General features: G+C 60.4%; 20 protein-coding genes and 1 tRNA gene. 6 read left to right on the forward strand and 15 right to left on the reverse strand.

All coding sequences use genetic code 11. The features are described from left to right. Positions 1 to 14 precede the first annotated feature (14 nt). The 3 genes from AC1DQR_RS14275 (at position 15) to AC1DQR_RS14285 (ending at position 1,120) form a co-directional block, all read left to right on the forward strand. Positions 15 to 431 (forward strand): integration host factor subunit alpha, encoded by a 417-nt coding sequence (locus tag AC1DQR_RS14275; RefSeq protein WP_183031521.1) that lies wholly within the window; start codon positions 15 to 17, stop codon positions 429 to 431. Positions 432 to 555: 124 nt separating this feature from the next. Further along, positions 556 to 987 carry a MerR family transcriptional regulator gene (locus AC1DQR_RS14280; RefSeq protein ID WP_416048156.1) on the forward strand — a complete coding sequence of 144 codons (432 nt, stop codon included), beginning with the start codon at positions 556 to 558 and terminating at the stop codon, positions 985 to 987. 56 nt (positions 988 to 1,043) lie between these two features. Then, positions 1,044 to 1,120 (forward strand) — tRNA-Pro (locus AC1DQR_RS14285). A 92-nt stretch (positions 1,121 to 1,212) separates the two neighbouring features. Here the strand turns inward: AC1DQR_RS14285 and AC1DQR_RS14290 are convergent. From AC1DQR_RS14290 to AC1DQR_RS14360, 15 genes are all read right to left on the reverse strand, one after another. Further along, positions 1,213 to 2,334: a tyrosine-type recombinase/integrase gene (locus AC1DQR_RS14290; protein WP_477133177.1), complete on the reverse strand. Its 1,122-nt coding sequence runs from the start codon at positions 2,332 to 2,334 to the stop codon at positions 1,213 to 1,215. Further along, a complete protein-coding gene (locus AC1DQR_RS14295; protein ID WP_477133178.1) occupies positions 2,331 to 2,576 on the reverse strand; it encodes a DUF4224 domain-containing protein in 246 nt (81 codons plus the stop codon). Before AC1DQR_RS14295 ends, AC1DQR_RS14290 begins: the two co-directional genes overlap by 4 nt. A gap of 112 nt (positions 2,577 to 2,688) precedes the next feature. Next, the gene (locus AC1DQR_RS14300; protein ID WP_477133179.1) at positions 2,689 to 3,147 is read right to left on the reverse strand and encodes a hypothetical protein; all 459 of its coding nucleotides are present in this window, start codon (positions 3,145 to 3,147) and stop codon (positions 2,689 to 2,691) included. Beyond that, on the reverse strand, positions 3,140 to 3,454 hold the full coding sequence (locus AC1DQR_RS14305) for a hypothetical protein (protein ID WP_477133180.1): 315 nt from the start codon (positions 3,452 to 3,454) through the stop codon (positions 3,140 to 3,142). Before AC1DQR_RS14305 ends, AC1DQR_RS14300 begins: the two co-directional genes overlap by 8 nt. Then, on the reverse strand, positions 3,451 to 4,542 hold the full coding sequence (locus tag AC1DQR_RS14310; RefSeq protein WP_477133181.1) for a hypothetical protein: 1,092 nt from the start codon (positions 4,540 to 4,542) through the stop codon (positions 3,451 to 3,453). Before AC1DQR_RS14310 ends, AC1DQR_RS14305 begins: the two co-directional genes overlap by 4 nt. Positions 4,543 to 4,575: 33 nt before the next feature. After that, positions 4,576 to 6,657, reverse strand: a complete 2,082-nt coding sequence (locus AC1DQR_RS14315) for an H-NS family nucleoid-associated regulatory protein (protein ID WP_477133182.1) — start codon at positions 6,655 to 6,657, stop codon at positions 4,576 to 4,578. A 28-nt stretch (positions 6,658 to 6,685) separates the two neighbouring features. Next, entirely contained in the window at positions 6,686 to 7,096 is a 411-nt protein-coding gene (locus tag AC1DQR_RS14320; RefSeq protein WP_477133183.1) for a hypothetical protein, read from the reverse strand. A gap of 8 nt (positions 7,097 to 7,104) precedes the next feature. Then, complete coding sequence (locus tag AC1DQR_RS14325) at positions 7,105 to 7,494, reverse strand: hypothetical protein (RefSeq protein ID WP_477133184.1); 390 nt, start codon at positions 7,492 to 7,494, stop codon at positions 7,105 to 7,107. Positions 7,495 to 7,503: 9 nt separating this feature from the next. Beyond that, the gene (locus tag AC1DQR_RS14330) at positions 7,504 to 7,728 is read right to left on the reverse strand and encodes a hypothetical protein (RefSeq protein WP_309405552.1); all 225 of its coding nucleotides are present in this window, start codon (positions 7,726 to 7,728) and stop codon (positions 7,504 to 7,506) included. Beyond that, a complete protein-coding gene (locus AC1DQR_RS14335) occupies positions 7,725 to 7,850 on the reverse strand; it encodes a hypothetical protein (RefSeq protein ID WP_309405553.1) in 126 nt (41 codons plus the stop codon). Before AC1DQR_RS14335 ends, AC1DQR_RS14330 begins: the two co-directional genes overlap by 4 nt. Next, entirely contained in the window at positions 7,847 to 8,290 is a 444-nt protein-coding gene (locus tag AC1DQR_RS14340) for a hypothetical protein (protein WP_477133185.1), read from the reverse strand. Before AC1DQR_RS14340 ends, AC1DQR_RS14335 begins: the two co-directional genes overlap by 4 nt. A gap of 8 nt (positions 8,291 to 8,298) precedes the next feature. Beyond that, on the reverse strand, positions 8,299 to 8,430 hold the full coding sequence (locus AC1DQR_RS14345) for a hypothetical protein (protein WP_477133186.1): 132 nt from the start codon (positions 8,428 to 8,430) through the stop codon (positions 8,299 to 8,301). Positions 8,431 to 8,908: 478 nt separating this feature from the next. Continuing rightward, complete coding sequence (locus AC1DQR_RS14350) at positions 8,909 to 9,478, reverse strand: hypothetical protein (protein ID WP_477133187.1); 570 nt, start codon at positions 9,476 to 9,478, stop codon at positions 8,909 to 8,911. After that, positions 9,475 to 10,296 (reverse strand): DUF7946 domain-containing protein, encoded by an 822-nt coding sequence (locus tag AC1DQR_RS14355; RefSeq protein ID WP_477133188.1) that lies wholly within the window; start codon positions 10,294 to 10,296, stop codon positions 9,475 to 9,477. The genes AC1DQR_RS14350 and AC1DQR_RS14355 overlap by 4 nt, the downstream gene beginning before the upstream one ends. A gap of 86 nt (positions 10,297 to 10,382) precedes the next feature. Further along, positions 10,383 to 11,090 (reverse strand): S24 family peptidase, encoded by a 708-nt coding sequence (locus AC1DQR_RS14360; RefSeq protein ID WP_477133189.1) that lies wholly within the window; start codon positions 11,088 to 11,090, stop codon positions 10,383 to 10,385. 480 nt (positions 11,091 to 11,570) lie between these two features. On the opposite strand from AC1DQR_RS14360, the gene AC1DQR_RS14365 reads away from it, so the two are divergent. From AC1DQR_RS14365 to AC1DQR_RS14375, 3 genes are read left to right on the forward strand one after another with little or no spacing between them, the layout of a single operon-like run. Beyond that, positions 11,571 to 12,143, forward strand: coding sequence for an RNA-binding protein (locus AC1DQR_RS14365; protein ID WP_477133190.1), 573 nt, complete (start codon positions 11,571 to 11,573; stop codon positions 12,141 to 12,143). After that, positions 12,140 to 12,472 carry a hypothetical protein gene (locus tag AC1DQR_RS14370; protein ID WP_477133191.1) on the forward strand — a complete coding sequence of 111 codons (333 nt, stop codon included), beginning with the start codon at positions 12,140 to 12,142 and terminating at the stop codon, positions 12,470 to 12,472. The genes AC1DQR_RS14365 and AC1DQR_RS14370 overlap by 4 nt, the downstream gene beginning before the upstream one ends. Next, a complete protein-coding gene (locus AC1DQR_RS14375) occupies positions 12,469 to 12,870 on the forward strand; it encodes a hypothetical protein (RefSeq protein WP_477133192.1) in 402 nt (133 codons plus the stop codon). The genes AC1DQR_RS14370 and AC1DQR_RS14375 overlap by 4 nt, the downstream gene beginning before the upstream one ends. The last annotated feature ends 93 nt before the right edge of the window (positions 12,871 to 12,963 follow it).

Below are 12,963 nucleotides of genomic sequence, written 5' to 3' on the forward strand. Positions count from 1 at the left end.
CACACTGAATGACAATGAACGATCGACACGCGTATCTCATGGCCTCTGCAATGGGTGAAGCAGGCGACCGCCAGGCAGCCTCGCTCGACGACGATACTTCCGACGCTCGCGTTGCCGAAGTGCCGACCCTTACCAAGGCCGAGCTCGCTGAAATGCTGTTCGACCAGGTCGGCCTCAACAAGCGCGAGTCCAAGGACATGGTCGAAGCATTCTTCGACGTGATTCGCGAAGCGCTGGAACAGGGCGACAGCGTCAAGCTCTCCGGCTTCGGCAATTTCCAGCTGCGCGACAAGCCGCAACGTCCCGGCCGCAATCCCAAGACGGGCGAGATCATTCCTATCACGGCGCGACGCGTGGTGACGTTCCATGCCAGCCAGAAGCTCAAGGGCCTGGTGGAAGAGCGTGCTGGCCTGGTGCCGGTGCCCGGCTGATCGTTTGCCAGCAGCACGACGACTCGTTATCCTGCTGAATCCCTGTATCACGCTTGTTTGCGCGCTAGCCCGCGCGGGCACCACAACCTCTCCCGGCACGGCCTGAAGCCCGCCCATTCACCGTATGTCGGAACGATCCAGCGAACGCATCTTGTTGCCGCCGATTCCCGCCAAACGCTACTTCACCATTGGGGAAGTCAGCGAGCTTTGCGCCGTCAAGCCGCATGTGCTGCGCTACTGGGAGCAGGAGTTCACGCAACTCAAGCCCGTCAAGCGACGCGGCAACCGGCGTTACTACCAGCATCATGAGGTCCTGCTGATCCGGCGCATCCGCGACCTGCTGTACGAGCAGGGCTTCACGATCAACGGTGCCCGCAATCGCCTTGACGAAGGGCGGCAGCACAGCCAAGCCGCCGCCGAAGACGTGCAAGCGCTGGCTGCGGAAGCCGCCGGTGAAGCGCCGGTTTTTTCGCTCGACCTCAACAACCTGCGCAACGAACTGGTGGAAGTGCAGCACCTGCTCGCGCAGCTTCAACAGATCGCGAAGCACGAATAAAAAGTGCACTAATGACTAGCCATTTTTAAAAAGCTTCTGATATAATCTTTTTCTCTCGGGGCGTAGCGCAGCCTGGTAGCGTACCTGCATGGGGTGCAGGTGGTCGGAGGTTCAAATCCTCTCGCCCCGACCAGTATTAAGAACCCGCTAGATCAACGTCTAGCGGGTTTTTTCTTTTCTGCGCAGGGTAGCGATTTAAATCGTCTTATTGGATGACATCCAATATCAAGCAACGGGAAGGTGCAAACGGACCGTTGAAACCGGGACGTCACGCTGCTTAATGTACCCCTCGGTTGTTGCCCGATCCGCGTGGGCGCCAGCGACCTGCAGGGCGTCGATGTCGTAGCCCGCCTTCTTTGCATCCGTGAGCGCCTTTGCCCGGATGTCCTTCACCGTGTAGTCCACCTCGCCGATCCTGGCACGCAAGATCGCATCGCGCCACGCATCCCGGCACGCCGCCGCGGTCTTCGGCTTTCCCTTCCTGTCGACCAGCACAAAGTCGTCCGCGAGCGCCTGAACCTTCACAGCCCGGCGTAGCGCTTTGGCGCGCCGCAGCACTTCCGCAATCTCAGGGGTGATCGGCCAGTCGACTGCCTCGCCCGTGCTGTCTTCGGTCTTGGTCGGTACGAAGTGAATCACCTTGCCTTCCCGGTCGACCTGGCTCCAGCGCAACAGCCGGATCTCAGTGGATCGCTGGCACGTCAGATAGCACAGGTCGACGAACACCTGCATCTCCGGGCCTGTGGGCACCTTAGCTGCGATCGTCTGCTCTTTCCCCTTGATCTTCTTCGTGTAGGTGTAGGTGGAGAGAGCAGCGCGAATGGCCAGGAAGTGGCCGTGCGGGATGTAAGTCGTCCGCAGCTTCGGCTTCTTCAGGGTGATCTCGCGGCATGGATTCAGCGGCACATGCCGCCGGCGCACGGCCCAGCTGAAGAACTTGGACAGCCAGCCCTTCATGGCAGTCTGGGTCGGCAGCTTGTCAGGCCAGTTATGCAGGAGGAAATCCTCCACGGCGCCCGGGTCGACCTGCTCGATGGAGTACTGCTTGAATGCCTTCCGGATTTCCTCCCCGCGCCGGCGCCACTCCACCCGGAACGAGTCGGCATATTCCTTCTCGGTCTGGTCCATGTAGACGGCCACGAGCCGGGACATGCTCCCTTCGTCGCCGTCCACCTCGGTCTTCCGTTTTTCCTCGGCCAGCCGTTCGTACATCCGAGTTTGGCCGTCGTCGACGCGGCAAAGCTTGATCCACTTTTGGTCGGTGTTTCTGACCCAGTGGTAACTGCCATAGCGGACGTAGACCCGGCTCGGGAGGCCATCAGCCCTGGTTCTGCGTCGTGCGTTCATGCCGCCTTCCTCAAGGGGACCAGGGCGGGCCGGTGGGCGATGCTCGCGCCAGCGCCCGGCAGCACGCCGGCGCGCTTGGCCTGCAGCGCCTCGAATGCCGCCCAAGTCAGGATGATCCTGCCGTCGGCGCGCTGCACGGGCGTCAGGCCAAAGTGCAGCTTGAACCATGCGGCCTGGGCGCTGTGGCGCTTCTTCCCGGTGACGTCCTGCATGTCCTGCTCGCTCATCAATCGTGTGTCCATTTGCCTCTCCCAGGCCCGCCGGGTTGTTTCAATCATGCTTTCGGCTGCTTGCTGCATCGCTACGTTATGAGTCACATGGGTAAATGCAAAATATAAGTGTGGTTGGTAGGAGTTAGAACAGGCCTTCCTGGCGAGGATCTACAGCGCGCTCCGCAGGGCCACGCTGGGCCTTTTCTGCGTCGTAGGGCGTGCCCGGGCGGTGCACAGAGCCGCCGGCGTGGACGTGCGCGAAAAGCCGGCGGATCGCGTCGACCGGGTTGGGGCAGGCTTGCCCCTCGCCCGGAATGAAGAGGCCGGTGTTGTGCGGGATCAGGTTGGAGTAGAAGCAGCCAAGCTCGCGTGCCAGCTCCGTCATGGCGGCCTCGACGGCCTGGGCGGCTTCGAGGGATGCGCCAGCGGCGCGCGCGATCGCGGCCGGCTGTCCGCCTGGCAGGATCTCGCGTACCAGGACGCGCTCAATGTCGGCGGGGCTATGACGCCATGCACCTGGCGCCATGTCCATGACGGCGCGGGTTGGGCTGGTGATGGCGGCCGTCCATTCGCGCGGGATGCGGGTGGCCATCTCAGCCATGGCTAGCCCCCTCCGAGACATCCTCGACCTCGATGCCTTCAGCGCCTTGCTCAAGCGCGTGCAGAAATGCTCTATCGAACATCTTGGTGATGCGGGTCTGGCCGATCTCATCCTCTGCGAGCAGGGTGTGGATCACCTCATCAGCCCAGACGGCCTGGTCGGTGACCTTGACTGGGTGCTCGCACAGCATCGGATCGATGCCAAGCAACTCCGGCAGGATGATTTCTGCAGCAGTGGCGATCGCGCTCACAGGGATGCGGACGACCAGGTCCTCGCCTTCGATCTTGCACATGGTGTCGCCGGTCATTGCGGCTCCTTCGCGCCGAAAATGGAGGCCGTGAAGTCGTGCAGCGCGTCCTCGTGGATGATGCGCAGGCTGATGCTCTGGTCGTCAACCCATCCACCCCTATCGTGGTCGTAGTGGTGAACGAACAGCCCGCGCTCGTGGAAGGGCTGATCCGGCTCACCTTCCATTTCAGGGATGGTGTAGCTGTCATACGGACCGCCATAGGTTGGCACCATGCCCAGCTCGGGGTGGTCGATCACCATGAAAAAATCGCGGCGGGTGATAGGACATTTCGCAGGGTATTCGGCCAATACGCCCCGATTCCGAGGCTCGTGCTCGATAGCGATGCCGTCCGCAGCGATGTGAGCGGACAGCTGTTCTAGGGCGTTGGCCACGCAGCTGCGCAGTTCATCCGCGCTGCAGATCATTGCCTCCGGATCGTCCTCGGGGCTGGTGCGGTCGGGCAACTCGGAGATGGCCAGTATGACCGCGGCGACGAAAGCGTCGGTGATGTCTTCACCGCTATCGGCCGATAGAATCCTGCTGGCTTCCGCCAGGTCGTTGTGCAGCTCGGTAATGGCTGCCTCAAGTGCTTTGGCGTCCGGATCCCTGCTGACGTGTTCGGCCCATTCGTCATTGGCCAGCATCGCCGTGATGCCCCGCACCGCGTGTCGTAGCTCATCGCCGTCCTTAATGCGTTGGGCCTGGTCTTCGCGGCTTCCACGCAGCAGTGCGCGCAAGGCCTGCTCGGCGATTACCTGGCGCGGGACGCCGCGGAAATGCAGCATGGCGGCGTAGTTGGCCGTGTCGACGGGGTCGCCCTTGGTCAGGCTCTCAGCGAGCAGGACGGCGAGTCGTTCGCCGGAGCACTCCAAAGGGCTATCCCAGCCGCGCCGGCCCCTCTTTGTGCGAGAAAACGCCATCTTGGCTTTCATGGCGGTAGCTATCAGGTCGACTGCGATGTCATCCGAATGGATGGGCGGGGGCGGGGTCACGCGCTTGTTCGAAGTGGCCGCGAATTGGAGGCGCTGAGCGTCCGGGATGCGGGCGCTAAGGCTATCCATGGAGGATTCCGGGCTGGCGGCCTGTTTGCTGCGATTCCGTTTCATGTGGCGGTTCCTAGTGATCTGAGGGGGGGGCGCTTACTGCACCAGGAATGCATCGATGCTCTGGCCGCCGGCCAGCGCTGCAGAGAGCCAGGCAGGCTGTTTGCCGCGGCCGGTCCAGGTGTTGCCTGCAGCATCGCGGTACCGGATGGGCGGCTTATTGGATTTCGCGCCGGAGGCCTGCGTCTCCGCCGCAGGCGCTCTGTCGACGGCGGGCCGGCGCAGTACGGCCGGGAGCCAGCGGCGCCCCTCCAGGTGCTGCTCGGCCGCGCCGATCATGGCGTCCTTTTTCATGGTGCTGATGCTGGTGGCGGCCTCTTCACTAACGGCTTCGCGTACGGCTTCCATACGTCGAGATTTGGGTACGCTGGCCAGGTAGGAGCCGGCAGTGGGCTGCCACCAGTCGGCCATGTCCAGATCTACGGCGGCCGCGAGCTGGTTGGCGTGTCCGTGCACTGCCGAGTCTTCACGCGTGGCCTGCGTATCGATGGTGTGGGCGACGCAGACGGCCAGCAGGTCGAGCTGGTCCGCCTGGCTCAGCGTTTGCAACCATGCGAACAGGTTCCCGCCTTCCTGGGCGGCCAGACGATCCTGCCAATCAGCTACGCTGGCCTCCATGCTCTGCCAGGCGCGTGAAGACTCCAGGTCGTCGGCCGCGCGCTGGATGGTCCCGCGCTGGTCGGAGCCTTGTACCTTGACCAATGAGTCATAGCGCCAGCGGTAATCGACGGAGCTGAAGACCTGAGACACCAGGGCCTGGAGCAGGAGAACTAACGCGACCGAGGGCGATCCGGCAACCAGCGCCTGCAGGGCGGCGGTGCGGTGCGCGGTGAGTTTGGCCACCAGGCCCTCCGATAGCGGCCGCGCGGTCGGTTCTTCTGGCGCGCCGTCCTGGCCGGTGCTCTGGTTTTCTCCATCGTCATCGTTGGAGCGCAGGTCATTGCCCTTCGCCTTGCCCTTGGTCGGCTTGATGAGGCCGCGGTGAATCTCCAGCACGCCTTCATGGGTGATCGTGACGATGGCACCGGCCTTGGCCTTCTGACGGTCGGTGTAGGTGGCCATGCTGGCTTCGAGCGCTTCTATCTGTGCCTCCACGCTGCCCAGCTCCGCGAGCAGGTCCTCGTCGTCAAGATCCAGGTCGGTAGTGCGCTGGTCGATCTCCGCCGCCCGTGCCTTGAGTTCGGTCAGTTGTGTTTGCTCTTCGTCGCTCAGGGCGCGCTTCTTGGCCTGGCTCTTGCCGAATGCCTCCAATTCGCTATAGGTGACCCTGTCGCGTGTTTCGACCCAAGCCCAGCCTTCAGCGCGGATCCGCTCGGCGAATGCCTCAAGCTTTTCGTCGGCCAGACGCGCTAGCAGCTTGCCGTCGCCGATGAAGCCGCCGCCGTCGCTGAACAGATCTCGCATGACCGGGCCGCCGGCAGCCTCATAGGCATCCAGGCCGACGAAGCGCGCGAGACGGTCCGTCTTAGCGTTGATGGCGCCGGGCGTGGCCAGGGCGGCACGCAGCTGCGCCGGCCCTTGTTCCCACGGTCCCAGGTCCTTGACGCGCTTCCAGACGCGCTCCTGTGCAGCGTGATCGTCAGTGATGGCAAGCGCCATCAGCTGGTCCAGGTTCAGTTCATCCTCGCGGTAGGCCTGCACCAGGTTGGGCGATACGTTGGCGAGCTTGAGCCGGCGTTGCACCACCAGCGGCGTCACACCGAAGCGGGCTGCGACCGCCTCGGTGGAGCTGCCGGCATCGATCATGTCGCGGAAGGCCTCGAACTCGTCGGCCGGGTGCATGGCCTCGTGCATGTTCGCGGCGATGCTGATCTCTTCGGCCTGGCCAGGATCTTCCAGCTTGCAGAGGAATTCGAAATCCTCGGGGAGCGTGCCAGCCTCAATATTCTGGAGTGCAGCGAGAAGCCGGCCGCCGCCATCGACGACTTCATGCGTGGGGGCGTTCTTCTTGCGGCTGACGTGCTCGATCACGGACAAATTCTTAATCTGGCCATGGGCGAGCAGTGAGGCGGCCATCTCGTTAATCATCGTGCGCGGCCGGCGGCGGCGGTTGCGCGGCGAAATGACCAATTGGCGGGCGGGGATGCGGAGAAGGTCTCCGGCTTGGACTTGGGGCATGGTGGCTCCGATGTGTTGGGCGATGGAATCAGTCGGCAAGCGTCGCGACCTGCAGCTGCAGCTTGTGCTGGACGATGGCGTTGGCGAAGCAAAAGGCGTCGAGGCGGATACTGCCGATGGCGGCCTCGATATGCGGAGCGGCGGTGCGCAAGGTCTGCGCATCGTGCGTCGACACGGCGAGCTTGCCGATTCGTTCGACGCGGTCGAGGATGGCGACCATCACACGTCGCGCTGACTGGATCTGCACCAGGTGCGCACTGCCGCGCTGGACCTGCATTGCGATAGCGACCAGGTCGAGGGTCCGCTCCAGCTTGATATAGGCGCTGGGCGTGGGGTCGCTGATGAATGCGACCAGGCTGGCGGAAAACGTCAGGTGCCCGGCGGCGCGCACGAATGGCAGTGAGGTCAGTTGCGCGCGGCGCGGTTGGCGAAGAGACATGGCGGCGCTCACGACACGGCCCCCACGAACGACTCCTCGCCGATGATGGCGTCGAGCTGGTCATACAGCTGGAACAGCGTGCCGTCGTTGTGGATCTCGCGGTCGGATTCCCGCAGGCTTACGCCTATATCCGTCAGCAACGCGCAGGGTTCGTTCGGCTTGCGCGTTAGGCGAACGATGAATCCACCGTGATCGCGGATGATGGCCGCCTCGACGCTTGAGCGGATCTCTTTGACGACAACATCGATGCCGGCGGTCTGCAGACCGGTCAGCGTGTGATCCCACGATGGGCATTGCGCTGGCGCGAATGCGACCGCAACGAATTTGTGGGCGGAAACAATGTAATCGGCGGCAGTGTCCTTGCCGGCGCCGGCCGGGCCGGTGAGTCCTATCAGCATGATTGCTCCTCAGTCGAGGTCGTTTGCCTGACGGCGTTTGTGGTCGATGACCGTGGGATCGAAGCGGGGACGCGGGCGAGGGGGCCGCGCTTGAGTCTTGAGAAAGGCGCGGCGCGACCGCGCTAACTTCTTGCGGATCGCCGGGATCTCGACTTGTTCTTCGGGCCTGCCGCTACCGCGCACGCGGAGGAATTCCGCAATCAGCTCGGCCTTCGAGATCCGGCGGGCGGTCATGCCGGTACCGCCGACACGGTGCGTGCGCCGCGATCGATGGCATCAAGGATCGCGTCGCAGGTGCTGCGGAACAGGCCGGTATAGGTGAGCCGGCCATCGACGGTGATGCGGAAGCGGATCATTGCGAGGCCTCCGTGACGGGAGCCAGGACCGCATTAACTTCACGCTCGGCGCGAGCCAGGTCTTCGTGCCGCAATGTCACGCGTAACGTCAGCCGGCCCTTTTTGAAGTGGGTTGTTCCGAAGCTGGATGTAGTGTCGGCGCGCTTGGTGATAGCGAAGCCTGCGATAAGAAGGGCCTTGCAGAGGCGGGCGTCTCCGTCAAACGCTGAGCCGACCACTGACAACGTCGAGCGCTCCTGGTAGGTCGAATGGATCGACTCAGGATAGATGTGGTAGCCGGCCGCCTTTATAGCCTTGTGCTCGACTTCCAGAAGCGCTAGCGTGACACTCGCTTTTTTCAGCTCGTTCATGCGAGCGCGGTGGCGTGCTTCCTCGTAGGCGACCATCTGCTGGCGCAGAGGCATGGCCATGATCTGGTCGTGAGTTGGGATTTTTGCCATGGCCGGCCTCACGCGCTGCGGGTTGCGGTGGTGGTCGGTGTAGCCTGCTGGTCGCGCTCCACGGCGCAGGAGTGAGCGGCGGCAGCGATGCAAATGGCCGCCGCGTAGGCGACCCGCCGGAGCGTGCTTGATTTGTTCATGGAGTTCCCCTCGAAAATGCCGGGCGGTGGCCTGGCAAAGAGGAGATTAGGCATTCCTTAGTTACGTGTCAATAGGAATGCCTAATTTTCAGATCACCCACACTTAAGAGGGGTGTCTTAGCGGTTACATATCCCTCTCAGGGGTGGCCGCGTCCGATGAGCGAAACACAAGGAAAGACGGAGGCTTCGCAGAAATCCGGTCCCGATTGTGTCCGTTGCAGAAGAGTCGGACGGCTGGCTTAGGGCGTCAGACGACGGTTGCAATATTGCAGCGGCTCCAGATCGCGGCCAAGGCCGGATGGCTCCGCTTGAGCCATTGCTCTCCTTCGGCGAATTTGGGGTGAGTGGCCCAACGTGCGACGTATCGACCATGCACCGCCTCCCTATGCGGTTGGTCGGAGGCACTAAGTCGTCCAGCCGAGGAGGCCTAGAGATAGCCGCGCGAAGGCGTTGTATCTAGGTTGCGATTCCATCGCAATTAGAGTGCCATTTTTTTGGGTGGACCACCCTTGTTCTCATCGGCAAAATTTATTGCAGCGTCTGAAAACTCGAAAAAAAGAGCCCAGTACTCCCGCTCCGCATTTATGCCTATCATGAAATTCTCGCCGTGCCTGGCGCACAACGAATAATAACCAAACATGTACAGCGCAACATCTCGATCGATCTGCTTCGATCTAATTAATAATGCAATTTCTTCAAAAAATACCAGCAGCTTTCTCTTCGCATCCCACATATTCTCCTCCCGCAGGCGGGGATCATCTGCGTCGATCAATTTAAGAACACCAGACAGGTCTTTGTCGTCAAATAGTCGGCGGTGCAGGGATAAAAAGAATTCCGTTCGTTTAAGTCGCGCGGATATCTCTTTATCGTGCGTATCCTTTTCTCTCTGCTCGTTAAGTCTCCTTAGTTCGTGGTAGATTTTATAAAGCCCCACTGTGCCAAAAAGAGCAGCAAAAAATACTCCGGCCGCTTGCCAGCAGACCCCCCATTCCTGCATGGTCAGGCAAATATTGGTGTACTTTAGGCAGTACTCAGCCGGTGTTGTCACCTAATCTCCAAAATGTCATGAACAATATATCGCCTAACAACACCCTGGGCGCTAACGATTTTCGTTACTTTTAAATTAACTTTTCCCGATCTTTGCTCATTGTGATCCTGCATCGATCGCAAGGCCAGCCCCCGAACACGTCGATCATCAGGGTTCGCCAGCTCGAATGAAACGACCTTTACCTCTTCGTCTGAGAATAATCTTCCAAACTGACTCAAGACGTTCATTCGCGTTACATTGCCGGTAATATACTCTGCATCGATTTTTTCTTCGCGTGTGCTTACGTACTCAAGTGTTTCATTATCGAGCGTTAACACGTCGCCCACGCGTGGGCGACTAACGTATATTTTTACGGACTTATCCCTCGCGATAGCTCTGTGCAAGAGATTCATTGGAGACTCGAGTCTATCCGCGATTTCGTATATAAATAGATCGTTTTTATCTTGTATTCTTTTTACCTGAAACGCTTCTGGTTCATACTCGATCCCAACGGATCTTGACCACGTCCATGTGAGGTAATCCCAGAAATTGTTAACGATGACGGATGGTCCAATATCCTCGGTCACCTTCTCGCTAAAGCGAATGTCAATCTGTTCTTCAAAGCACCCCTTTTTGGAGGAGTGAATAAAGACTTTTGCTCCGTGAGCGTTTTGATTTTTTGTTCGTACTTCTTCCTCGTTGGCAAATGCATGGACGACAAGATTTGTTGCTCTCGCAATACCGTAAATTGTGTTGGCTGCGTCGTAGACGTCAAGCAATCCATCATCAGCATCCCCTCCCTCAATCCGCAGCACCAAGCTTAGTTCTTTTTCACTCACTGCATTCCTCGATACTCGATTGTAAAATCTATCATGCCGCCAATTTTGGAGGCGAATGAGAGTGTTTGGTCAAAATGTGACAGGGTTTATACTCTTGCACCACACCAGGCATAAATGACTCGACCCAGTACCCTAAATTTCTCTCTCTCGCCATTTTCAATTAAGTAGGGTTCATATTTCTTATTATCCGAGATCATAAGAATAGACCCATCCGGGCGACGCTGAAGGCGCTTCACATAAAGCTCGTCCCGTAATGCCAAGACATATATGGCATCAGTCTTTACCTCTTTAACACCCCGATCCACCCAGAGTAGGTCGCCATCATTGAATGTGCCCTTCATTGAGTCGCCAAAGGCTGGGAGGAGTGCGAGGTTTTTTGCGCCGGTAATCGACGGCAGAGTATCTCTCACCCAGTTTTGAGAAACGCGAATGAGCTCAACCACGTGGTCGTGCTCAGGGAGCGCGTAGCCAAGTCCCATCGATGCTCGGGCATCAAACAGCGGCACCTCAAGGTGGTCAACCGGTGGGGCGGGATGTCGCTGAAGCGAGGGCTGCGTAGACACCGTGCCGTAGGGTGCATGCATCTCACCGCGTCCCGTTGCGAGCCACCAGGGGTTGACCCGTAGGCATTCCGCAGCAGCGAGCAAGTTCGCCCCTTCTAGCTTCTTGGTCTTGCCCGACAGCCAATCGCTGACGGATGGCTGCCGCACACCGCAGGCGCGCGCAAGCTCCGACGGCTTGACTTCGGGTGGGCCGGCCATGGCAAGGGTGAGGCGTTCAGATAGATCACTCATTAGGTAAGCCTAATCGAAATCAATTTAGGAGTGCCTTGACACGCAATGTAAGGAATGCCTAAGATTCGGCATGGCTACCGCTCCCGACCTGATCACCGCTTCCACCTTAGTTGATTTCTTGGGCGGAACGACTGCTGTTGCTGAGTCCCTGGATATCAAGCCGCCCTCAGTAAGTGACTGGAGGAAGAACGGTATCCCTCGCAATCGGGTGTTGGAGCTAGCGTTGATCCATGGGCGCCAAGTTGCCTCCCGGGACGACCTCGCTCCTGGTCGATGGCATCACATCTGGCCAGGGCTGCTTGAGTATCCGCCCGCTTCGGCGAATACCCCGTAGTGCTTCAATTTGCCGCTTCTCCAGAGGGGACAAGCGGCGCAGAAATTTTGGTTTGGGTTGGAACATAGATTTCATCCCGATGAGTTCTCGCGCTACGGCGCTTTTTACGTTTTGACGGCAGTCTATCTACCGGGGGATTCCAAATCATGCGGCATCAATCTCAGACGCTTATCGGCCTGCTTCGCGGGGCGGTCAATACGTGGCGCTCACGCGATCGACTGGGGCAGGCCACTGTAGTGGACCTGGTGGTCAGCGTCCATGAACGTCTCGGCTACGACGACGTGACGGGGATCCGGTTCGAGCCGAACACGCGGGACGCCTTCGAGCGCATGAAAGTCAATGGCGAGCGCGTGTTCCGGTGGCTCGATGACGAGACCAAGGACAGCACCTTGCTGCCGACCAACTTCATTCCGTCGATCCTGGCCGCGTTGCCGCCGGATCTCCGGCTCGACGTGCTCGATAGCCTCCTGGCCCCGTTCGGCCTGGTGGTCCGCGCCGAAGTCGATGAAGGCGACCCGGAGCTGTGCGTGCACGCTGCCCTGGGCAGGCTCATGAGCGAGGACGCCAAGGGGCAGCAGGCAGTGCTTCGCCTGGCCACCGATACCTCCGACGAAGCCGTGCAGGAAGCGCACCGCGAGCTGCGCGAGGCTGTCGGCTTCAAGCGCCGGCTCATGCGCACGCTCGGCAAGCTGCTCACCAAGCGGAAGCGCAAGGTATGACGGTAGCGGCGCTGACGCCCTATCGCAGCGCACGCCGATCCTATCGCCATCTTCGTCGGCCGAAGCCGCTGACCAGGCGTGAGCTTGAGGATGCCATCGCGAAGATTAAGGCGCGGGTATTCAGTGGCGGGGAGCCTTTCGGCGTCTTTGTCCTGAAGCACGGCCGTGGGCGACGAGTGACGCTCCTGAGCGTTCAGGATCCCAACTACGGGCGGCAGCTGCGCGCGATGGAACTGCAGCGGCATTACATCACCACCTGTGACAAAGACTCGGACCTGATGGCTGTGTGGAAGCGACTGTGCGATTTTGACCGGGTGCAGCCAGCGTGAAGATGGCGATCCGCTTTCATCCCGACATGACGTGCTGCAGGTCCACGCGCGTCTCCGTTGACCTCGTGTGTCAGCACTCGGGCCATCTGTGCTGTGCACGCCGCCGCGCCCAGGAACTCGCGCTGAAGGGCGCCAGCAGCCTCGATGCGTTCGCACGGCACCTGCTGACCTTCTGGTCGCTGCGTGACGTGTTCTACGTTTTTGCCGGCGCCGGCCAGATGTCGACGCTGGCCTTGATCTGCAAAGAGCGATGGCTGCAGCTGCCGGACAGCGGCCGCATTGCCTATCGCGCCGAGGTGGCCATCGCCACCAATCGCATCGAGACCGGGCCGTACAACTCGCTCGCCTTCATTCTGACCTTTGACTTCTTATGTGAGACCGCCTCCGCGCGGTCGTAGAGCTATGGACTATCCAATCCAACCGATCACCGAAATAGTCGCGCGTGGCAAGACGGATGCGCGTAAGCACGGCGCGAGCGCTGTGAACCCCTA

The sequence above is a fragment of the Cupriavidus sp. 05L411 genome, assembly GCF_056398045.1.

Coding starts and splice junctions, on each gene's coding strand:
- AC1DQR_RS14370 (WP_477133191.1), top strand. CDS start 12,140: ATGACGGTAGCGGCGCTGACGCCCTATCGCAGCGCACGCCGATCCTAT.
- AC1DQR_RS14315 (WP_477133182.1), bottom strand. CDS start 6,657: ATGCCCCAAGTCCAAGCCGGAGACCTTCTCCGCATCCCCGCCCGCCAA.
- AC1DQR_RS14340 (WP_477133185.1), bottom strand. CDS start 8,290: ATGGCAAAAATCCCAACTCACGACCAGATCATGGCCATGCCTCTGCGC.
- AC1DQR_RS14275 (WP_183031521.1), top strand. CDS start 15: ATGAACGATCGACACGCGTATCTCATGGCCTCTGCAATGGGTGAAGCA.
- AC1DQR_RS14360 (WP_477133189.1), bottom strand. CDS start 11,090: ATGAGTGATCTATCTGAACGCCTCACCCTTGCCATGGCCGGCCCACCC.
- AC1DQR_RS14310 (WP_477133181.1), bottom strand. CDS start 4,542: ATGAAACGGAATCGCAGCAAACAGGCCGCCAGCCCGGAATCCTCCATG.
- AC1DQR_RS14300 (WP_477133179.1), bottom strand. CDS start 3,147: ATGGCTGAGATGGCCACCCGCATCCCGCGCGAATGGACGGCCGCCATC.
- AC1DQR_RS14295 (WP_477133178.1), bottom strand. CDS start 2,576: ATGGACACACGATTGATGAGCGAGCAGGACATGCAGGACGTCACCGGG.
- AC1DQR_RS14330 (WP_309405552.1), bottom strand. CDS start 7,728: ATGACCGCCCGCCGGATCTCGAAGGCCGAGCTGATTGCGGAATTCCTC.
- AC1DQR_RS14290 (WP_477133177.1), bottom strand. CDS start 2,334: ATGAACGCACGACGCAGAACCAGGGCTGATGGCCTCCCGAGCCGGGTC.
- AC1DQR_RS14345 (WP_477133186.1), bottom strand. CDS start 8,430: ATGAACAAATCAAGCACGCTCCGGCGGGTCGCCTACGCGGCGGCCATT.
- AC1DQR_RS14325 (WP_477133184.1), bottom strand. CDS start 7,494: ATGCTGATAGGACTCACCGGCCCGGCCGGCGCCGGCAAGGACACTGCC.
- AC1DQR_RS14335 (WP_309405553.1), bottom strand. CDS start 7,850: ATGATCCGCTTCCGCATCACCGTCGATGGCCGGCTCACCTATACCGGC.
- AC1DQR_RS14280 (WP_416048156.1), top strand. CDS start 556: ATGTCGGAACGATCCAGCGAACGCATCTTGTTGCCGCCGATTCCCGCC.
- AC1DQR_RS14320 (WP_477133183.1), bottom strand. CDS start 7,096: ATGTCTCTTCGCCAACCGCGCCGCGCGCAACTGACCTCACTGCCATTC.
- AC1DQR_RS14365 (WP_477133190.1), top strand. CDS start 11,571: ATGCGGCATCAATCTCAGACGCTTATCGGCCTGCTTCGCGGGGCGGTC.
- AC1DQR_RS14305 (WP_477133180.1), bottom strand. CDS start 3,454: ATGACCGGCGACACCATGTGCAAGATCGAAGGCGAGGACCTGGTCGTC.